The following is a 20,827-nucleotide window of genomic DNA, read 5'->3' on the forward strand; positions in this document are numbered from 1 at the left end:
TTTTTAGTTGGAATTTAGTATCTTTGACCGTCTACGAGGGTCAAGTTGATTAAGTATCTGTAAATTCTCAGAGATTAACGAACTTAACTCTTGTTCGAGTTCATTTGCAGTCACTTGAAGCGCCTTAGCAAGATGTTGAAATGATTCGTGATTTGAACGCAATTTTGCGCCGCCCTCAGTCGATACTAATTGCAACATTTGCTCAATTTGACGCAGGCGTAGGTAATTCTTTTTAAGGGGCTCTGCAGAGGGAATTTCAGAGAGAAAATCAAGCGTGCTCGTGCCCGAAACAGCTCTCGATTTTTCAAGAATTTCTGTTTGTGAAAAGAGCTCAATATCCAACATTCCACCGTCCATGTACTTCAGATCTAAAGTATCTGGCGCATAACGAATAAGTTCCCCACGAATGCGTTCAAGTTCTTGCAGTTCAGTTTCTAAAAGCTTTCTCGATAAGATCCATGATGGGACGGGGATTGGATTTGTACTTAAAACTCGAGCTTTTAAGTAAGCTTGGCGTTCCCAAATCTGAGCTTCTTGGGTGAGGTATTCACGCAGTTGATTTTCAGAGATCACAAACGGACCTGCTTTGCCAGAAGGCTTCAATCTCATATCGATGGCAAAAATACTTCCGCCTTTACGAGATTCCGTCAGGCGATTGATAAATCGGCGAGCAAGCTTCGTGTCGTTTTCGCCGGGCTCGTCTGGCGTTACGAAAACAAAATCCAAATCTGATCTGAAACCCAGTTCTTGGCCACCCCATTTTCCTAAACACAGAATTCCCATTTTTGAAGGAAACTCTTTTTTGAGTTCACTTAAAAGGGTCTCGGCAATCTCATCGGCGGTAGCGCTTAAGTTTGCTTGAAGCACTTCAATGTTTTTGTCCTCAAGATAATGAGAACCATTAATGAGTTCTCCTAAAAGACGCTTTTCCACAAGCTGTTCAAGCAAGATGGATAGATCGTCCTTCGTCAGCTCTTGCGAACGATAGACATAGCTATCAATAAGCTCGGGGCGTGAACTTAAAATTTGCGAAAGATAAGGTGAGTGGCCAAAAAGCCAAGCAAGCTCATCCATTAAATTCTTATTGCGGACAAGCAGAGTAAAGAAACTCGCCTTCGCGCGGGTGGATTTGATGAACTCTTTAAGATGCTGAAGTGCTTTTTCGCTATCACCCTTTTGTTTTTGCAGAGTTTCGTAAAATTCACTTAAAAACTGCAAGCGGGCTTGTTCGTCGCGCTCTTTGTTTCTAGATAGAACTTCGATTTGCAGAATCTCTTGCCAGACTTCTTGAGCGGTTGTGCTTTCAATGACAGGAGCGGCCGTTGTCGAAGACGCCTTACCAAGAAGGGTTTCCACGATTTGATCGCAGCGTTTTAAATCTTGATCCAAAGTTTTAAGACTGGTTTCGGCCCAAGTCGGAACTGGGGTGGATTTGTCTAAGAGGTGAGTTTGTTCATCGTTTTGAGCTTGAACGAAGTTTTCAAGCTGACGAAGACGCCAGTAGTGTGTCTTTAAAAACTGAGCATCATTCGAAGGCAGAATCTTACTTTCTTCTAGCAAGCTCAGGGCCTGAGTCGTCGAGGGAACTTGCAGTTTTGGATTTTTGCCACCGTGAATGACTTGAAGTGCGTGCACGAAGAGCTCGACATCACGAATACCACCAACCCCCAGCTTTAAATCTAAAATGCCGGCTTGGCTTTGCGGGGAATAGTGCTGACGAATCCGACTTCGCAAGGATTTCAGATCATCCAACAACGTATAATCAAGATGTTTGCGGTAAGTGAATTTCTTTGCAAAAGCTTGGACCTGGGAAATCACATCCTGGTTGCCAGCAATACTCACCAAACGAACAAAAGCCAGCCGTTCCCAGGTTTCGCCATAATTCCCATAGTAATCCACAAAATGATCCAGAGTTGGAATCATCGGTCCTTGGCGACCGCCGGGACGAAGATCAAAATCCACGCGGAACAAAAATCCGCGGGGTGTTCTTTCAGTCAGAGTTTTTTGAAAAAGTCGAAGTGCCTTCAAATGCCCTGGGTCTTCTTCGTGAGCAACGATCAGAATATCTACATCTGAACTTAAATTAAGTTCGTCAGAACCTAGCTTTCCGAGAGCAAAAAGAGCTACGGGAGCTTCTTTAAAACACTCGTTAAAAACTTCGCGCAAAAGACTTTTGGCAACAAGGCTCCATTCGCCACAAACAGCTTGTGCGGATTCAGTATTCAGAATGGTGCCAAGGGCCGCTGCATTCCAAGTTTCTGTGCGATTTTGGTGGCGAAGATTTGCATCTTGAGAAAAAGAAAATCCGAGGTAGTGCGTAAGAGCCGGAGAGAACTTTGTGGCCTCAGAAATCTCTGAGGCCGCATACTGAGAAGCCGGTTTAAGCTTACTCAAAGTTTTTTGACCACTTTGGTTTAAAGTAGTTCGAATCATCCAAAGTTACGCGACGTTCTTCAGTACCGTCAGCAGTAGAGATAAAGATTTGGCTCTTACCGGTGCGGTTGCTTGTGTACATCACAAAACGGCCGTCTGGAGAAAAACTTGGGTCTTCGTTCGTTGACCACTTACCATCGGTTTTACGAGCGGACGTCAAACGAATCATGTTCGTGCCATCAGAGTTCATCACAAAAATATCAAAGTGGTCTTCACTTTGACCAGCAAACGCAATCTTCTTACCGTCTGGCGACCAAGAAGGAGTCGAGTTGTACACACCCGCAAAGGTGATGCGTTTTACATTCGTACCGTCAGTACCCATGATGTAAATCATTGGACGACCACTGCGATCTGACGAGAACGCAACTTTAGATCCGTCAGGGCTAACTGCAGGCTCTACGTTCATGGCGCTATTTGGTCCATTCGTAATTTTCCCCTGAAGGCTGCCATCATAAGACATTTTGTAAAGATCCGGAGATCCCTGCTGAGAAATCGTCAGGAAAATCGTTTTGTTGTCTGGAGCAAAGCATGCACCAGAGTTCAAACCTTGGCGGTAAGAAACTAATTCGCGTTTTCCAGACGACAAATCGTAAAGGAACATATCCGCATTGCGCATTTTTGTTTTCGCGCGAACTACGTAAGAGGTGTAAGCAATCTTTTTACCATCCGCAGACCAAGCTGGTGACAAAGAGATCGAGCGATGGTTCGAGATTTTTTCAGAGTTCGCACCATCCCAGTCCATTGTGTAAATTTCGCGGAAGTCACCGGCACCTTTGTCGCTAGCAACAACGATACGAGACAAAAACATTCCAGGTTTGCCAGTTAAAGCATCCAAAACATCGTTTGCAAACGTATGGGCAATCTTGCGTGTGCTTGAAACGGGGCCTTTATACTTCTTACCCATGACCAAAGTAGATTTACCTACATGATAAAGGTAAGCTTCCACGTTTAATTCACCACCAGCAACAAAGTAACCAGCACGGATCAAGAACTCGGCACCGACGGTGCTCCAGCTTTGAAATTTAAATCCATTTGGATCGCCAGGCGCGGGTTTCAAGCTCGTTTTAGAAGTGTCTTCCAAATAAGCTTTTTGTGGAATGATTTGAAAGAAGGCAGAGACGTTCAAGTCATTATTAATAACATTGTAAAGATCCGTACCGACACTTGTAGAAGAACCAGAAGGGCTTCCTTGGTATGTTAACGGGGGAAAAGCCAAAAGACTTTTTTTAGTGCGAGCTTCGCCAAGCTTAATATCTGAAGCCGCGCCACCAGTTGGTGCTGCAGAAGGATCACGACCGGATTCTGCATTTTGAGCAAAAGCCTGGCAACATGTCATCGTCATCACGAAGATCATTAGTAAATTACGCATGAAGGACTCCTTCCGTACTATTCTGGAAAGCCTATCAGTAGACCGCTGACGGCTACGATAGAAACAAACTTCTCCGGAGGCGCTACAAACGGCGCTGCTTTATCAATTGTATCCAGAGCTAAATCATCATAGCTGCTATTGCCGCTAGATAAAACAATTTCACGTGACAGGATGCGCCCCTTTTCGTCGATTTTCAAACGAACCTGAGCGCGGAAAGGTTTTTTTGCCAACCATTCCGGCAAAACCCATTGCTGCTTAATTTGCTGGTCTAAGGTTGAAAGATAATTATCGTGCTGAAGACGATTTAAACCCGTTAATGCAGTTCCTGGAGAAAGAATATTGCCTTTAACTTTCGATGGCTGAGCTTTGGTGTCACCAACGCCTGCCATTTTTTTGGTTTCTTTTTCTTTCTCGGCCTCTTTTTTCATCTCTTCGATGGCGGCCATCGCCTTGAGCTTTTCAAGAGCTTCTTTTTGCTTATTCTTATCTTTGTTCAGATTAACGGCTTCAACGTCTTTTTTAGGAGCCTTCACCGGTTTTTCTACGACTTCTGGCTTTGGGGCAGGTTTTGCTGCGGGTTCAGGCTTTGCTTCTGGTTTGGCCTCTTCCACTTTTGGTGGCGGAAGCTGATTTGGATCTACCTTGTCAGGCAAAGCAACCATGTCGACACGAATTGCAGCCGAGTAGTCAATTTTTTGGGGAGTAAACAAGGCTGCTTTAATCGAGAAAATGGCAAAGACGGCAATATGAAACCCTAAAGAGACCTTAAGGCCCTTCAAAAGATTTTCATCTGCTGAGAATTGTTTCTTTGCCGAACTCACGTCAAAGTCACTTATCTTTCGGAACGGTGATCAATCCGATATTGAATACACCACCAGCACGTACTTCGCCCATAGCTTCGGCTACGAAACCATAGTCCACTTTACGGTCTGCCTGGATGTATACTTGCTTGTTTTTTCTGTTCTGGAAAATAGCTTTGATCTTAGAACGCAAGTCCGACATTGCAATCGGTTGCTTTCCAGCTGTCATCTTTTGATCGGAATCAATAATCAGAACAAAGGGCTCATCATTAAGTTCAACGCCTGACGAAGAGGTCTTCGGAAGATCCACTTCGATCCCTTGTTGCATCAGTGGAGTCGTCACCATGAACATGATGAGAAGCACCAACATGACGTCAACCAGAGGAGTGACGTTGATTTCACTCAAAGTGGCGCGAGATTTTGAAGAGCCACCATTACTCATTCCCATGACTATTCACCTTTAAAGAAGTTTCTCTTTACGATGTTCAGGAAGTCCGTGCTGAAGTTGTTCAATTCAATTTCTTCGCGGCGAACGCGGGCAATAAAATTATTGTACAGAACAACGGCAGGAATTGCGGCGGCAAGACCGATCGCTGTTGCAATCAAGGCTTCAGAGATCCCAGGAGCAACGACTGCAAGGCTGGCATTTCCTGTAGCACCGATTTTGTGGAAAGAACCCATGATCCCCCAAACGGTTCCGAAAAGACCGATGAAAGGACCCGTACTTCCTGTCGTTGCAAGAACGGTCAGGCGTGTTTCCAATTTTGCGAGTTCATTTTCCGTGGATTTGCGAATCACACGTTCAAGGTTATCAAGACCCGACAACTGAGGCTTGTCTGCACCCGCTTTAGCAACAAGCGGCGACTCTGCTAACTTTTTCATCTCTAGGTAAGCAGACTTAAAGATACGAGCCATGCTGCTATTTGGATAGTCGTCGATATCTCCATAAAGAGTATCTAGAGAGCTTACTTTCCAGAACTTGTTCGTGAAACTGTCATTCGCATCGCGGACTTGCTTCAATTGGCGGTACTTGGTGTAAGCAATCGCCCAGCAAAAAACGGACAAGCCCACTAGGATCAGCAAAGTCAGCTGAACAACAGGACTTGCTTGCAGGAGGGCATCCATAGAGTTTGTATTAATAGCAACTTGGGTATTTGTAGCGGCATTAGCAATATTCATAGGTATTAAGGCTATGACCAAAACGTCCAGCCGGCAACCCAGAATACAAGACTATGGTCTAGACCACTCTAAAAAATCAGCGAGATTTTCGACGACAATCCCATCTGCTTTCAGACGTACGGCATCATCAAATTCTTTTTTATCGAGTGCGGGGCCCAATACGATTTTTTTATTGCGGCGGCGAACTTCTTCAAGCGTGCTTTCGTTGAAGGCCGGTCTTCCCATCAAAACAAACGGAGCGATGAAGACATCTCCTTTAAATGGAGTCGCTGGCAAAATCCACATCGATTCAAAAGTCAGGAATCGCATGAGGTCTGCTTGGCTGCAACCGTACAACCAGAAAGGCTCGATCTCTTTCACGGTATTCATAATGACGTTGTAGTTGGATTGAATCAGGATTCTTTTGTCTGTTGAAAGATCTTTCAAAGACTCAGTCAGTCCTTTATGAACATTCTCAACATTGTCAGCGACATTAAGGACAAATCGTTGCTGTGAGTATTTACCAAGGAACTCTTTAAGGTCACGAATCTCGGGATTCATATTTTGCAACTGAGTCAGTGGGTAAGCTAAAGACTTCGGCCCACGGTATGCTTCAATAGACATTTCTTTATTTGAAAGATCGCGGCTAAAAACAATCAGCTTTTGATCCGAAGTTGTTGTGACATCCAACCAGAAAGCCAGATCGGCCTTCTTTTGCAAAGCCTCTTCAAGTTCTTTTTCTGTTTGAACCTTCAGGATAATGACCGGTCCACTGGCAAAAAACGGATGCTCAAATTCAGGATACTGCTGGCCCAAGCCCCACAGGCGGGTGATGGTCAAAACAACAAATAAAACGACAACAGAAACAAGGCTGATAAATAGAACTCTCATAGTGTTTAGGATCTATCATGAAGGTCCCTTTGAAGCATCTTCATAAAAGAGGGTCTTTTAAGCCCGGATTTAACCCAAAATGGAACCACTCGTGCAAACATTGTTTGATGTCTAAATACACGTAATTTTTAGATATTTAAAAAATCTTAAAAAGCCTGTAATATACGCTAAAAAAAGGCGTACATACTTCTTGTGTTTTAGAATTCTTTCAATTAGTTTGCATCACGCTTCAAGGGGTTTCTGCCTGAAGTAATGGGAAAAAACCTAATAGGAAAGCCTATGAATAAACTCAATCGTAAACTCGAATATGCTTTGATGGCTTTAAAGCATATGAGCCAAAAAATACCGGGCGAACTGACTTCGGCCAAAGAAGTGTCTGAAAATTTCAGCACTCCTTTTGATGCTACCGCTCGTGTAATGCAGGCGATGGCGCAAAAAGGTCTTCTGCGCGCTGAGCACGGAGCTTTCGGTGGTTATCAAATCACGAAAGATCTGGGCAAAGTCACAATGCTGAACCTTCTTGAAATTATCGAAGGTCCGACCGCGATGGTGAAATGTTTTGCAAAAGAAAGTCCGTGCGAAATCCAAGGGACTTGTAACATTCATTCTCCAGTTCAAGTTCTGCAAAGCAAGCTCAACGAGTTTTACGGCAATATCACTTTGAAAGAGCTTCTTTTAGAGTCCGCAAACGCTGCGACCTTAAAGAACCCAAAGCGCAAGTCTGTGACTGAGGAGGCGCTCAATGGATAATACTAAACCATCTCAAAACTTACCTGATACAGAGTACAAATGGGGATTCACGACGGATATCGAAACCGAGACAGTTGGTAAGGGTCTGAACGAAGATATTATCCGTTTGATTTCTTCTAAGAAGAACGAGCCTGAGTGGATGCTAGAGTATCGCTTGAAAGCATACCGTTACTGGCTGACTTTGACAGAGCCTACATGGGCCAATGTTCGTTATCCAAAAATCGATTTCCAAGATATTTGCTACTATTCTGCTCCGAAGAAAAAAGTGGACGGTCCAAAATCAATGGACGAGCTTGATCCAGAATTGGTTAAAACTTTTGAAAAACTCGGCATTCCTTTGACTGAGCAAAAGCGTATCTCTGGTATCGCAGTCGATGTGGTTTTTGACTCGGTTTCTGTCGGAACAACTCATAATGAAGTTCTTGAACAAGCAGGCGTGATTTTCTGCTCGATCTCTGAAGCCGTTCAAAAACATCCTGAGCTTGTGAAAAAATATTTGGGCACAGTGGTGCCGTTTACAGACAACTACTATGCGGCTTTGAATGCTGCGGTCTTTACGGATGGCTCTTTCTGTTACATCCCTAAAGGTGTTCGTTGCCCGATTGATTTGTCGACGTACTTCCGTATCAATGCCAAAGACACAGGTCAGTTCGAAAGAACATTGTTGGTTTGTGACGAAGGTGGCTTTGTGAATTATCTTGAGGGCTGTACGGCTCCTCAACGTGATGAAAACCAGCTTCACGCGGCAGTGGTTGAGCTGGTGGCACATGAGAAAGCCGAGATTAAGTACTCGACAGTTCAAAACTGGTACACAGGCGATAAAGAAGGTAAAGGCGGCATCTACAACTTCGTAACGAAGCGTGGAAAAGCAGCCGGTAAACATTCGAAAATTTCTTGGACACAAGTAGAATCTGGTTCTGCGATTACTTGGAAATATCCTTCAGTCATCTTGCAAGGTGATTACTCAGAAGGTGCTTTCTATTCTGTGGCTTTGACTCACGATTATATGCAAGCCGATACCGGCACAAAGATGATCCACATTGGTAAGAACACCAAGAGCACGATCATCTCTAAAGGGATTTCCACAGGGCATTCTTCGAATGCTTACCGTGGCCAAGTTAAAATTATGGCTTCTGCGGAAAATGCACGTAACTACTCTCAGTGTGATTCCATGCTGGTGGGGGATCAGTGCAGTGCCCATACGTATCCATATATTGAAGTAAAAAACAAAACTGCAACTCTTGAGCATGAAGCAACCACTTCACGCATCAGTGAAGATCAGATTTTCTATCTGCAATCTCGTGGCCTGAACATGGAGCAAACAATCTCTATGTTGGTGAACGGATTCTGTAAAGAGGTGTTCAAGGAACTTCCTCTGGAATTCTCTGTAGAAGCGGTCAAACTTATCGAAATGAAACTTGAGAATAGCGTAGGTTAATGATGTTAGAAATTAAGAATCTCCATGCACGTGTAGAAGAAAAAGAAATCCTTAAAGGTTTGAACCTAAAGGTCAATGCCGGTGAAGTTCATGCCATCATGGGCCCGAACGGTTCTGGAAAATCGACTTTGTCTAAAGTTTTGGCTGGTCACCCAGCGTACGAAGTGACAGAGGGTGAAATTAAATACGAAATCAACTTCCAGATGAAGGATTTGATGGAACTTGCCCCAGACGAGCGTGCAAAAGAAGGCATCTTCTTGGCGTTCCAATATCCGATTGAAGTTCCGGGGATCAGCAACTTTAACTTCCTACATACTTCATTCAACGCGGTTTTATCTCATCAAGGCTCTGAGCCAATGACTGAAGAAGAGTTCCGTGTGTATTTGACTGAAAAAATGAAGATCGTAGCCATGAAGCAAGACTTCTTGGAGCGTCCAGTAAACGTGGGTTTCTCGGGTGGTGAGAAAAAGCGTAACGAAATTCTGCAAATGGCGGTTTTAGCTCCGCGTTTGGCGCTTTTGGATGAAACAGATTCAGGTCTTGATATCGATGCGCTTCGTATCGTGGCTGAAGGCGTGAACAAACTTCGCCGTAAGGACAACGCAATTGTGCTTGTGACTCACTATCAAAGACTCTTGCACTATATTAAGCCGGATTTCGTTCACGTATTGGCAAATGGTAAAATCATCGAAACGGGTGATTATAAGCTGGCTGAGACTTTGGAAGAACGTGGTTACGACTGGTTGGTGGGTTAATTAAAATGAACTTACTAAAGAACTTCGACAAATTTGCTTCTCAAATTCCGGCTGCCGGCAAAGCGCAAGCTTTGCGTGAAAAGGCTTTGGAGTTTTTGAATGCAAAAGGTCTTCCGACAAGAAAAGACGAAGACTGGAAATACACCAGCGTGAAAGTGTTGAATGACGAAACGTTTGTTCCTGCGGAACTCTCAAGTCTACAGCCTTCTCATGATACGATGAAAGCCATTCAAGCAAAATTGAACTCAAGCTTTATCAACATCGTTTTCCACAACGGTGTTTTCAATAAAACTCTTTCTTCTGTAGAAGAACTGCCTGCAGGCACAAAATTTACCGAAGGCAAAGAGCTTGTGACGGAAGAATTTAATGATTCTTTCGAAGCTTTGAATGCAGCCTACTTCACAAAGAACTACACACTAGAAATTTCCCCAGACACTTCTGTGGATAAAGTTGTGAACTTCGTGTTTTACACATCTTTAGAGAACGGTCCTGCGGTGATGGTAAATCCACGCGTGACCTTGAAAGTCGGAGCGCGCTCTTCGGCGAAATACCTCGAGTCTTACTACGGTCAGAAAGACGCCCGTTATTTTGTGAATTCACAAGTAAACGTCGAAGTGGCTGAATCTGCAAAGCTAGTAGCTGTTCGTTTGCAAGGCGAAGGCGTTCGCGCCGTAAATATCGGGCGTACGACCTTTACTTTGGCTAAGGCGGCTCATTTACATAATTTGGTTTTCTCGACAGGCGCTCTTTTATCTCGTCACAGTTTGGTGATGGAACTAAAAGCTCCTGAAGCTTTTGCGATCGTTGATGGTTTGTACGTTACTAAAGACAGTCAACATGTGGATAACACCACTTTGATTGATCACCAAGTTGGAGCTTGCAATACGTCTCAACACTATAAAGGCATTTTGGCGGATACTTCCCGCGGCGTCTTCAACGGTAAAGTGTTGATCCGTCAGGGGGCGCAGAAAGCAAACTCAGAGCAATTGAACAATAACTTGCTCTTAAGCCGTGAGGCAGAAGCTGACAGCAAACCGCAATTGGAAGTTTACGCAGACGATGTGAAGGCTGGGCACGGATCTACCGTGGGTCAGTTGAATCGTGAAGAGCTTTTCTATTTGGAAAGCCGTGCGATTTCTCCAGAGGTTGCGATCCCGATGTTGAGCTTTGGTTATACGTCTGAATTGATTTACAAGATTGAAAACGAAGAATTGCAAAATTGGTTAAATAAGGAGCTTCGTGAGGCCTTTACGGGTCTTCAAGTGGGATTGAAATAGTATGAGTCAGGATTCTTATTTTGAAAAAGTACGCGCTCAGTTTCCAGCCTTGACCCAAAAGGTGCATGGCAAGGACTGGGTTTATCTGGACAGTGCTGCAACGACGTTGAAGCCTGAATCTGTGTCCCAGCGTATTTACAATTTTAATAAGTACGAAGTTTCAAACGTACACCGCGGGGCTCATACCATCGCGGATAAAGCCACAGTGAACTATGAAAATGCCCGTCAAGCGGTGGCCGAGTTTATCAATGCAAAATCCCAGGATGAAATCGTTTTCGTGCGTGGTACGACCGAAGCCATCAATTTGGCAGCCCATAGTTATGCTCGCAACGTCCTGAAGGAAGGAGACGAAGTTCTTCTGACCGAGATGGAGCATCACGGAAATATCGTTCCTTGGCAGTTAGCCGCGGAAGAGAAAAAAGCCAAAGTCCTTGCTGCTAAAGTTTTAGATAATGGCGAATTAGATATGGCAGATTTCCGCGCGAAGCTTAGTCCAAAAACTAAGATCGTTGCAGTTACTGCGTGCTCTAATGTATTAGGCACAGTAAATGACATTTCTACGATCGTTAAAGAAGCCCACAAAGTCGGTGCGAAAGTTTTGGTCGATGCGGCTCAAATCGTTTCACAGGAAGCGGTGGATGTGCAGGCATGGGATTGCGATTTCTTGGCATTCTCTGGTCACAAACTGTTTGCACCATTTGGTATTGGCGTTTTGTATGGCAAAAAAGAATTGTTAGATCAAATGCCTCCGTATCAAGGTGGCGGTAGCATGATCACGAATGTCAGTTTCGAAAAAACGACTTTCAATGATGTGCCTTTCCGTTTTGAAGCGGGAACTCCGAATGTCGGGGGCGCGATTGCCCTTCATGCGGCGATTGATTTCGTAAAAAGCATTGGTTTTGATAAAATCAAAGCTCATAAAAAAGCGCTTTTGCAGGCAGCAACAGAGGGTATTTCGAAAATCCCGAATGTCAGAATCATTGGTACTGCCGCGAACAAAGGGCCTATTTTAAGCTTCGTAGTTGAAGGGGCCCATCATTCGGATATCGGCCAAATCCTTGACCAGCAAGGCATTGCCGTGCGCGCTGGGCACCACTGTACTCAACCGCTGATGAAGCGCTTCGGGATTACAGGAACTGTCAGAGCATCCTTTTCGGTTTATAATAATATGCAAGATGTAGAGAGCTTTGTGAAAGCTGTTAAAAAAGCTCAGGAGTTATTTCAATGAGTGCTCAAGATGTACTAATCAGAATCCAGGCGACTCCGAATCCAGCCGCATGGAAATTTGTTTTAGACCGCCCGGTATTGACCGATGGCAAAGCGACTTATTCAAGTATCGAAGAGGCCGCTCAAAATAATTTGGCGTCTGGAATTTTTGATGTTCCAAACGTTAAACAAGTTCACTTTTTCCAAAACGTGATCACGGTTACTCATACGTTTGATGCCGACCCTGAAGAAGTACAGCAGGCTGTCTGCGCAGTTATTCAAACTCGTATGGCTATCCATAATCCTAATCAAACACAGATGGACGAGAAAAAACTGAAGCGTCAAAGCCAGTCTCCGGAAGTGCAAAAAATCGAAGAGATTTTGGATCGTACCGTACGCCCTGGTTTGCAAGGCGACGGTGGTGACTTGGATGTGGTTAGTTACGAAAACAACAAGCTGACGGTTTATTACCAAGGGGCTTGTGGAACTTGCCCAAGTGCTACGACCGGAACTTTAATGGCGATCGAAGGTATTCTTCGTGAAGAATACAATCCCGAAATCGAAGTTATTGCTCTGTAGTTAGGCAGCCAAAACTTTAGGTGAATCAATCTGAGCATCCAAGATGGAAAGCAGCTGGGTTCGCCACGGCCCTTTGACCTCTAGTTCGGCAAACAAACTCAAAAGATTCGGATTAATCAAGCCCGCCCTGAGGAAATTCGAACTTAATTTAATTTTATGCCGGTCTTTAAAACTTTGAATTTCGGTATCTAACGCCCGCATGTGCGAGGTCGTGAATTTAAAAGTATTCGCCAAATGGTGCTCTTGATTGCGAAGAAGTAGGTGCCAATACTCTTCAAAGTCGAAAGATTCCGGAGAGACAATGATGTCTCGTTTTTTGTATTCCTCGAAAACACGCTGTTTATTCTTGTGAAGAATAGACGAATAGATGGTGGCTTCGCTTGCTAAGTCGTCTGCCGAGATTTCAAAAATTCTACCGAAATCAAAAAAGACAACTTGATCACCTCGGAAAAGAAGGTTGCACGGGTGTGCGTCTCCGTGTTGTAGGCCGTGTCGCAATAGAGCAAAGGCATGAAAAAACGCGATAGTGAGGCCAGCTTGGGATTTCTCTTGTGAATTTCCGCGTGCGCAAAACTCTGAAAATGATATTCCTGGCTCATAGGCGCTGACGATAATGTTTTTGCGGCAGAGTTCTCGATGGATTTTGGGGACCACGATGCGCGGTTCGTGCGCAAAAATATTTCTATAGAGTTCCTGGTGACGGACCTCTCTTTCATAATCAATTTCGTGTAAGACTTGAGTATAGATTACTGCACATTTTGTGGGAGAGTCTTTTCCTAGAATACTGGCTAAGCAATTCAAAAAAGATTTTGTGCCCGAGCGTTGCTCTAAATATTCACGAATTTGATGATGCTGAATTTTCAGAACAACTTCTTCGCCAGTTTCTAAGTTCGCGCGATAGAGTTGCGCAAGACTGGTGACTGCGAGGGGTTGTGGACATATTTTTTTGAAAATCTTGTTAACGGGTGTCGTATAGGCAGCTGAGAGAATTTTCTGAATTTGGGTAAAGCTCATTGGATTTTTTGAAAATTGCAGGTCCCCCAAAATTGCGGGAAGCTCCGTAGGAAGGCCCGGTTCGAGAGTGGCAATAATCTGCGCCGCTTTAAGCGAGAGACCCCTGGAACCCGCAAGCGATTTCAGCAGTTGTCCTGCCAATATGACCTTGAGTTTTCCACGGATTTGACAATTGCTGTATGTCTTTGTCACGTAGGAATCTAAGAGTTTACCAAGACGATGTTTTTTATTATCGTCCAGAGCGAGTCCTTCAATTTTTAGAATTTTAGTAGCGACCTGAAGGAGTGCGTTTGAATGTTTCAAAGCTTCTTGATCAACTGAAGGTTGCGACTCGGAATTAACAAGCAGAGATTTTTCATAGAGGTCTAAGAGCTTCACGATAGGGCCTGGAATAGGACGGGTGCCAGATTCCCAATGAGCTATAGCCCCATTGGTAACTTGCAATTCTTTCGCTAAATCTCTCTGCGAGTATCCCAAGAGCTGCCGCAGTCGACGAAGGCGGTCGGCACCGTTCAAAGAAACAACATTCATGGAATCTATTGCAGCAATAACAAGAAAACTTTAAAACGACACCCTCGTCTATTTCTTGCAGTGGAAATATTCAAAACCCGTAGATACTTGTAATCGCAAAATATTTCAAAATTAAGTTGGCAAAAATCTAGACTAATTGCTGTCAGCATTTGTCGCTTCAGAAAATGAAATACTTGGTAAATGTTTAAAAAGAAAACTTCTACTAAGAATTTTCCTAGTCTTTGAACTAAAGACCTAAAGAAATTTTTATCTAGATTCGGAGTCGCCCTTTTTGGACTCTTCTTCAGCCGCCGCTCTAGCCTGGGCTTGAAGATCCATGACCTTTGCGTCGGTGGTATCTTCAGGACGGCTCACAACAACGGCAGAGGCTCCTAGTGGAGTACCGCCACTCACAAGTTGACTGTGTAAAGAAATTAGCTTTTGTCTTTCTGTAGAAAAACCGCGAACCAAAATACTGATTTGCTGTGCTCTACCCAAGGGTAAGTTTAGCAGCGTGTTGTTCTGTGGACCGCGTACTAGCTCAACCCCTTCTGGCAAAGTCCATTCATAGTAGACACCAGTGGCAGCAAGATGTTGGGTAATGTAGGCGACAAGTTCCACCACTTCATAGTTGTTGTCTGGGTAGGTTCCTGGGCCGACTATTTCTAAGTTCATAGCTGCGGCTTGTTTGCCAATCACTAGGCCATGAGGAGAATAAGGTGCAATGCTTGCTAAAGAGCGGCGCGGGCCTTGTTGCTTCTGATATAAAAACATTCCGGCTCCGCCTAAGGCGAGACCTACAACTGCGAGCACAGAGAATTTTGCAAAAACCGTTAGTTTGGTACTAGGCATGTCGTCACCGTTGAGCTTGTTCCAATATAAATGTAATAATTTGCAGTTCCGCCACCGAGGTAAGCTGAAGACTTATTCATCGTCGAAGCTTTAACATTAATCATATAGTAACCAGCAGATAGACCTGTTAGATCTACAACTTCTGTTTCTGAACTGTTGTTGATATTCACTGTTTTACTTTTTCGTACCATCGTAGAGTTGCTGAAACCAGCTTGGGCCTCTTGAATCTCTTCTGAATAGTAATAACCATCGGCATAGAGATACAGATTCATATCAATAACATTGCCGGTCGAAGTCGCTTTCAAACCAATCTGCTTGCTTGTTCCATCATGATAGAAAGTATAGAAGTCATTCGACATCAGTTGGTTTGAGCGAAGATAGCTGTAGCTTGCATCAGCGACAGGAGTCATTGGCGTTGTCGCACATGCGGGGCTACCACCACCTGGGGAACCCGTGATGGTGTAACGTCCATACAGACTTGTATTCTTAATTTGGTTTTCTTCAGTGATAATACCGTTCCAAGTTACTTGGCTTTGTCCGGAGTAATTTGTATTCAGGATGGTTTGTAAAACCGAGTTATAAAGACCGAAGTTTGTAAATCTGTAAGCTGGAGTGTTTGAGTCGCGAAGCTCTACGAACGCATCCCACAAAGCTGCAAACGGCAAGCCGCCGGCGTTTGTCAGTGTTTTGTAGAGTGTTCTTGAAATTGAGAACTCTCGGAAAACACCTTCGTTTGCAGCCGCCTTGTCACGGGTTGCAGCTGCATTGGTTTCAGAAAGGTCACGGTTGATTTGAATACAATTTGAGCCAACGGTACACCCAGAACCTTCAACAGAGTCCCCAGTGAATCCAAGAGTATCCACATAACGCTTGAATCCTCCAGTTCCTTTACGAGGTCCCGTGTAAGAAGCATTATAAAGAACTCCGTTTTGTACAGCGGCTTGGAAGTAATTCGCCCAGCCTTCACTCCAGGCAAGGCGCGGATCAATGATGAAGTCACCATTGTGCGAACCACCAGGGCTTGATGGTCGGCTGTACTGGGCTTCAAGGAAATGCCCGTACTCATGCAGTACGATAGAATCATCGAAGTGATCCGTGTCAGAACTTTTTACGTCGTCATTTTTTCCGCCAAGAATATAAAGACGGTTTTCAGAAGCAATGTAGAAAGAGGCAAGTGTATTAGGAGCATTGAAATAAGAGTAAGGATTAAAGCCGGCTTTCCAGTAAACAGAAACCTTGTCGGCGACAAAGCTTGCGTTTGATGTATTTTCTCTTAAGTATTCATTCGCCCAGAAGATATCTGCGAGGATGTTGAAGGCGGCGCCCGGAATTTCAGAATCGACGGAACCACGCGCAGACGCAACAACAGTCAGGCCATTGACAGTGCTCTGACCAGCATTGACGCTGAAGCCTGTTTCCACAATATAAGGGATAGAATCGTAGATATCTTTTAGGACGCTCGCTTTCACTTTATTAGTGAGAGAGCGAGAGAGCACTTGCACGGTGTAGCTGCCCGCGACCTGCGGGATAACCAGACTAAATGCACCTGTTGCATTGGTCTCGCCACATTGAACAGTGACGCCAGCGCTATCAACGATATGGACCTCGGCGTAGGTAGTGCCTAAAGAAACTGGATTTCCAGACAGACCATTGGCTAAACTCAATGCGCGATATTCGAATGTCGCAGTTCCTGAAACAGTCGTGGTCGATCCCGAGTAGCTAGTCGCCTGAGCGGCGCCACAATAGGAGCCTTCAGGGTTTTGTGAGTATGTTGGAGCGTCGTTGTTCAATGGAGGTTGGCAGCCCGTAAGCATAAGCACAAGCGCAATATAGTACATCCACAGCTGGTTCGAGCTACATCTTAAGTCCATACTTTATTATCGGACCTAAAGACAGCTGGCTGAACGGCTCGTCTCAAAATAGGTCGCGAAAAATCAAACAAAAGTCTGCGTTATTTCGAGAGAAAATGTCGAGATTTTAGACGACCGTAAAGGCTCTCGGAGTGACACGAAAATATGGATTTTAAGAGTCTAGAAAAGAGAGAATTTTGTTCGATGTAGAGAAATAAAAAAAGGCTCGAAGGCAACTCTGAAATATAAACCTGTTTTCGCTAAGGTGGGTGGCCATGGTAACAACTTTAGGCTTCTCAGTACTAGCTGAGCTTGCACACCATTGTCAGGGACAGCCCCCAATTCATGCTCATAAGGTTTATTTTCGATCGAGTTTTACGCCGTCGAACCCTGAATTCATTGTCATATATACTTCCAAAAAAAGCAATTAGGCCAGACTCGTGCCAAGACGATTTTGTCCGATAAGCGTATCATGACAGCCGAAAAATTGGATTTTTTCTTCCCATTTGTCGTTTTTTTCTATGGACTCCTCATACTACTTGTGCTGGAAAACCCAGCGCTGGTTAAAATCGGGGAGGAGCGTCTGGGTGCGGCTTTCCAGCAGATGAGTCGTCACAAAGGACTCGCTTGGATTTGTTTTTTTGTTGGGGGCCTTTGGTCAATCCAAAATGTTTATTTGACTCTGTAAGAGGGGATAATTAAGTTCTCTCCCTAGGATGTCTGACCAGCTTGAACTAAAAGAAATTGTAGTGAACGACGAGCCTCAAGTGCTATCGATTGAACAGTTAAATCTTTCGATCAAGCAACTTCTTGAAGGGCAGTTGAGCCTCATTTGGGTTCGCGGCGAAATTTCAAATTTCAAAGCCCACACTTCGGGACATTTCTACTTTTCACTAAAAGACGCAAAATCTCAAATTAGCGCAGTGATGTTCCGTGGTCATAATTCGCGTTTAAAATTCAAACCAACAGATGGCATGGAAGTAATCGTTCGCGGGCGTATTTCTGTGTACGAGCCTCGTGGCAGTTATCAAATTCTTTGTGAGATGATGGAGCCCGTCGGTGCTGGTGCTTTGCAAAAAGCGTTTGAGCAACTAAAAGCAAAGCTCAAATCTGAAGGTTTGTTTGAAGCAGCTCGCAAAAAGCCGATCCCACACATGCCTCGTCATGTGGCGGTCGTGACTTCGCCAACGGGTGCGGCGATTCGCGATATTCTAAATATTCTTTCTCGTCGTGCTCCTTGGTTGCCGGTGACTGTTGTTCCAACAGTGGTTCAAGGGGAGAGTGCAGCTCCGCAAATTTGTGAAGCTTTCTTGAAGGCTCAAAAACTTCCAGACGTGGATGTGATTATTGTTGGTCGTGGCGGTGGTTCTATCGAAGACATGTGGTGCTTCAATGATGAGAAGCTAGCGCGTCTTGTGGCGGCGTCGCCGATTCCGGTCATTTCGGCTGTAGGACATGAAATTGATTTTACGATTGCGGACTTTGTTGCTGACTTGCGCGCTCCAACACCTTCAGCTGCGGCAGAGCTCGTAGCAAAGAGCGGTCAAGAGTTAACCAATAAGTTGCAGCAGCTTGAAAAGCTTTTAGCTTTAAACATTCAAAAGTATCTAAAGATTCTTGCGCAAAAATGTCAGATGCTGGCGAAGGGTCTGGTTGATCCGCAAAAACGTCTTCAAGATTTAACTCTGCGTAATGATGATCTTGTGACCCGTTTGCAATTGGCAACGGATCGTGCGGTCTCTGAGCGTCGTTTTAAATTGAAAATTCTTGAAGAGCGTTTGGGCTCGCCTCAAACCCTCATTCAAAAGAAACAGCAAGAACTCGAATATTTCTCTATGCGTTTACAAAAAGGGGTTTCGCTTTCTGTAGAACGTAAGAAGTCGACTCTCGGCCGTTGGATGTCGGTGCTTGAAAGCCTCAGTCCACTTAAAGTCGTAGAGCGCGGCTATTCGATTGTTAAAAAAGAAAATGAAGTTATTAAGAACTCAGGCCAGGTGAAGTCTGGGGATCTGTTGCAAATCACTTTAGCCCATGGGCACCTTGAAGCCCGTGTGGAGAAAGTCACCACGTAAGGGAGTGGCCCATGGATTTTGAGAAAAAACTTGGTCGTCTTGAAGAGATCGTTAACAAGATGGAAAAAGGCGACTTGGCGCTGGAAGAATCTTTGTCTTTGTTTGAAGAAGGCGTAAAGCTTTCTCGTGAATGCCATCAGAAATTGAACGATGCTGAATCCAAAGTGAAATTGCTTGTGAGCATGGACCAAAACGGCAAAGCGACGACAACAAATTTCGCTTCTGACGAGACATAAGGATCTTTTTTTGGACCTGATGATTCAGTTCGAATCAGAACTCAAGAAACGCATTGAAGCGGTGGATGAATATATTCACCGCTATTTTCATTCTATGGATCTGCCTCCTGGGGCGGCGATTCTTGAGCTTAAAGAGTCCATGTACTATTCCGCTGGTAGCGGTGGAAAAAGATTTAGACCTGTATTGTCCCTGTTGATTGGCGAACTTTTTTCTGTTCCTGCTAATCGTATTCTGCCTTTTGCGACTGCGGTTGAGCTCATCCATACCTATTCTCTGATTCACGACGATTTACCGTGCATGGATAACGATGACTTCCGTCGTGGCAAGCCAACCAACCACAAGGTGTATGGTGAAACCACCGCATTGCTTGCTGGTGATGCGCTTTTGACCGAAGCGTTTTTGTTAATCGCAAAAGAATACAAAGAAAATGGTTTTCTAGCAGCCCAGCTTTGTGAACTTCTTTCCCGTGCAGCGGGAGTTCGCGGTATGGTGGGTGGTCAAGCGATTGACCTTAAAGCGAAAAACTTGAGTGTTGAAGAGCTGACTCATTTGCACAATCTAAAAACCGGACGCATGATCCAAGTGGCTGCAGAAGGTGCCGCGATTGTTGCTGGTGCAAGTCCTAAAGAAATTGAAAGCCTTGCAAAGTTTGGCGAGTTCTTGGGCCTTGCCTTTCAAGTGGCAGATGACATTTTAGATCACGGCGAAAAGGACCAAGAGGCTCGCAGCTTTACGGGACTCCTCGGTGTTGAAGGTACTAAAACGTATCTACAAGAAATCAGTGAAAAAGCTCTGAAAGAACTGCACAAAATTCCAAATCGCTCTGTCATTCTAGAGCACATGATTGAGTTCAATCGTCAGCGCCAAAAATGAGACTCGACCTTTACTTAGTTCAAAAGAAATTAGCTTCTTCTCGTACTCACGCTCAAGAACTCATTCATTCGGGCCAAGTATACCTTCTTAAAAACAATCAAAAGGTCTTTCTTAAGAAGCCAAATCATAACGTGAATGAAGACGAAGATCGGATCCATGTTGAAGAGGGTGCTGCCAATCGTTTCGTATCACGCGGTGGTTTGAAGCTTGAAGGAGCTTTGCAACACTGCGCTCTGTCGGTAAAGGGACTGCATGTTTTAGATGTGGGCATCTCGACTGGCGGATTCTCTGACTGTTTGTTACAAAGTGGTGCTGCCCAAGTATTGGGAGTGGATGTAGGACACGGCCAACTTCACTCAAGCTTAGTAAATCATCCGCAATTAAAACATATCGAGGGTCTTAATGCCCGAGAGATCGATCAGGATTCCCAAGTAAAAGCCGCAATGCCGAAACAAGGTTTTGACCTGATTGTCATGGACGTGTCTTTCATTTCGATCACATTGATCATTCCACAGCTATTGAGCTTACTGAAACCACAGGGACATTTACTGAGTCTTGTAAAGCCACAGTTCGAGGTCGGCCCAGAGGGTCTTGGAAAAGGTGGACTCGTGAAAGATCCTGGACTCTATTCCATTGTTGAAGATAAAGTGAGACACCTTTGTGAGAACTCTGGGATGAGCGTCAAAGATTATTTTAACTCACCAATCGAGGGAAAAGATGGGAACAAGGAATTTTTCATTTTTGCTCAAAAAAAATAAGTACC

The 20,827-nt window shown here is 44.5% G+C and carries 20 protein-coding genes and 1 other RNA gene; 11 read left to right on the forward strand and 10 right to left on the reverse strand.

Annotated features, from left to right (window positions below; translation table 11 throughout):
• Positions 1-3 precede the first annotated feature (3 nt).
• Genes ACLWBB_RS00775 through ACLWBB_RS00800 form a run of 6 tightly spaced genes read right to left on the reverse strand, consistent with a single transcriptional unit; the run spans position 4 to position 6,651 of the window.
• Entirely contained in the window at positions 4-2,394 is a 2,391-nt protein-coding gene (locus tag ACLWBB_RS00775; RefSeq protein WP_413289633.1) for a glutamine-synthetase adenylyltransferase, read from the reverse strand.
• On the reverse strand, positions 2,387-3,802 hold the full coding sequence (locus ACLWBB_RS00780; protein WP_413289635.1) for a translocation protein TolB: 1,416 nt from the start codon (positions 3,800-3,802) through the stop codon (positions 2,387-2,389). Before ACLWBB_RS00780 ends, ACLWBB_RS00775 begins: the two co-directional genes overlap by 8 nt.
• A 17-nt stretch (positions 3,803-3,819) precedes the next feature.
• Positions 3,820-4,623 (reverse strand): TonB family protein, encoded by an 804-nt coding sequence (locus ACLWBB_RS00785; RefSeq protein WP_413289636.1) that lies wholly within the window; start codon positions 4,621-4,623, stop codon positions 3,820-3,822.
• Positions 4,624-4,630: 7 nt separating this feature from the next.
• Positions 4,631-5,050, reverse strand: a complete 420-nt coding sequence (locus tag ACLWBB_RS00790; RefSeq protein ID WP_413289637.1) for an ExbD/TolR family protein — start codon at positions 5,048-5,050, stop codon at positions 4,631-4,633.
• Positions 5,051-5,052: 2 nt separating this feature from the next.
• A complete protein-coding gene (gene tolQ, locus ACLWBB_RS00795; protein ID WP_413289638.1) occupies positions 5,053-5,781 on the reverse strand; it encodes a protein TolQ in 729 nt (242 codons plus the stop codon).
• Positions 5,782-5,832: 51 nt separating this feature from the next.
• Positions 5,833-6,651, reverse strand: coding sequence for a hypothetical protein (locus ACLWBB_RS00800; RefSeq protein ID WP_413289639.1), 819 nt, complete (start codon positions 6,649-6,651; stop codon positions 5,833-5,835).
• Between the two features lie 279 nt (positions 6,652-6,930).
• Between ACLWBB_RS00800 and ACLWBB_RS00805 the strand changes: the two genes are divergently transcribed.
• From ACLWBB_RS00805 to ACLWBB_RS00830, 6 genes are read left to right on the forward strand one after another with little or no spacing between them, the layout of a single operon-like run.
• Positions 6,931-7,401 (forward strand): RrF2 family transcriptional regulator, encoded by a 471-nt coding sequence (locus ACLWBB_RS00805; RefSeq protein WP_413289640.1) that lies wholly within the window; start codon positions 6,931-6,933, stop codon positions 7,399-7,401.
• The gene (sufB, locus tag ACLWBB_RS00810) at positions 7,394-8,839 is read left to right on the forward strand and encodes a Fe-S cluster assembly protein SufB (RefSeq protein ID WP_413289641.1); all 1,446 of its coding nucleotides are present in this window, start codon (positions 7,394-7,396) and stop codon (positions 8,837-8,839) included. The genes ACLWBB_RS00805 and sufB overlap by 8 nt, the downstream gene beginning before the upstream one ends.
• A gap of 2 nt (positions 8,840-8,841) precedes the next feature.
• Positions 8,842-9,594, forward strand: a complete 753-nt coding sequence (gene sufC, locus ACLWBB_RS00815) for a Fe-S cluster assembly ATPase SufC (protein WP_413291632.1) — start codon at positions 8,842-8,844, stop codon at positions 9,592-9,594.
• Positions 9,595-9,599: 5 nt separating this feature from the next.
• Positions 9,600-10,871 (forward strand): Fe-S cluster assembly protein SufD, encoded by a 1,272-nt coding sequence (sufD, locus tag ACLWBB_RS00820; RefSeq protein WP_413289642.1) that lies wholly within the window; start codon positions 9,600-9,602, stop codon positions 10,869-10,871.
• A 1-nt stretch (position 10,872) separates the two neighbouring features.
• Positions 10,873-12,099: an aminotransferase class V-fold PLP-dependent enzyme gene (locus ACLWBB_RS00825; RefSeq protein ID WP_413289643.1), complete on the forward strand. Its 1,227-nt coding sequence runs from the start codon at positions 10,873-10,875 to the stop codon at positions 12,097-12,099.
• Entirely contained in the window at positions 12,096-12,656 is a 561-nt protein-coding gene (locus ACLWBB_RS00830; RefSeq protein ID WP_413289644.1) for a NifU family protein, read from the forward strand. Before ACLWBB_RS00825 ends, ACLWBB_RS00830 begins: the two co-directional genes overlap by 4 nt.
• On the opposite strand, the gene ACLWBB_RS00835 is transcribed toward ACLWBB_RS00830, so the two are convergent.
• The 4 genes from ACLWBB_RS00835 to ssrS all read right to left on the reverse strand — a co-directional run bounded on the left by ACLWBB_RS00835 (position 12,657) and on the right by ssrS (position 17,277).
• Complete coding sequence (locus ACLWBB_RS00835; RefSeq protein WP_413289645.1) at positions 12,657-14,201, reverse strand: AarF/UbiB family protein; 1,545 nt, start codon at positions 14,199-14,201, stop codon at positions 12,657-12,659.
• A gap of 246 nt (positions 14,202-14,447) precedes the next feature.
• Positions 14,448-14,954, reverse strand: coding sequence for a hypothetical protein (locus tag ACLWBB_RS00840; RefSeq protein ID WP_413289646.1), 507 nt, complete (start codon positions 14,952-14,954; stop codon positions 14,448-14,450).
• 59 nt (positions 14,955-15,013) lie between these two features.
• Positions 15,014-16,903 (reverse strand): hypothetical protein, encoded by a 1,890-nt coding sequence (locus tag ACLWBB_RS00845; RefSeq protein WP_413289647.1) that lies wholly within the window; start codon positions 16,901-16,903, stop codon positions 15,014-15,016.
• A 196-nt stretch (positions 16,904-17,099) separates the two neighbouring features.
• Positions 17,100-17,277, reverse strand: a non-coding RNA gene (ssrS, locus tag ACLWBB_RS00850) — 6S RNA.
• A gap of 77 nt (positions 17,278-17,354) precedes the next feature.
• Between ssrS and ACLWBB_RS00855 the strand changes: the two genes are divergently transcribed.
• From ACLWBB_RS00855 to ACLWBB_RS00875, 5 genes are read left to right on the forward strand one after another with little or no spacing between them, the layout of a single operon-like run.
• Positions 17,355-17,570, forward strand: a complete 216-nt coding sequence (locus ACLWBB_RS00855; RefSeq protein WP_413289648.1) for a hypothetical protein — start codon at positions 17,355-17,357, stop codon at positions 17,568-17,570.
• 28 nt (positions 17,571-17,598) lie between these two features.
• On the forward strand, positions 17,599-18,954 hold the full coding sequence (gene xseA, locus ACLWBB_RS00860) for an exodeoxyribonuclease VII large subunit (RefSeq protein ID WP_413289649.1): 1,356 nt from the start codon (positions 17,599-17,601) through the stop codon (positions 18,952-18,954).
• Between the two features lie 11 nt (positions 18,955-18,965).
• Positions 18,966-19,190 (forward strand): exodeoxyribonuclease VII small subunit, encoded by a 225-nt coding sequence (locus ACLWBB_RS00865; protein ID WP_413289650.1) that lies wholly within the window; start codon positions 18,966-18,968, stop codon positions 19,188-19,190.
• A gap of 19 nt (positions 19,191-19,209) precedes the next feature.
• Positions 19,210-20,064, forward strand: a complete 855-nt coding sequence (locus ACLWBB_RS00870) for a polyprenyl synthetase family protein (RefSeq protein WP_413289651.1) — start codon at positions 19,210-19,212, stop codon at positions 20,062-20,064.
• Positions 20,061-20,822, forward strand: coding sequence for a TlyA family RNA methyltransferase (locus tag ACLWBB_RS00875; protein ID WP_413289652.1), 762 nt, complete (start codon positions 20,061-20,063; stop codon positions 20,820-20,822). Before ACLWBB_RS00870 ends, ACLWBB_RS00875 begins: the two co-directional genes overlap by 4 nt.
• Positions 20,823-20,827 lie beyond the last annotated feature (5 nt).

Origin of the sequence: Bdellovibrio sp. HCB337 (genome assembly GCF_047302465.1) — a bacterium.
GTDB lineage: Bacteria > Bdellovibrionota > Bdellovibrionia > Bdellovibrionales > Bdellovibrionaceae > JACMRP01.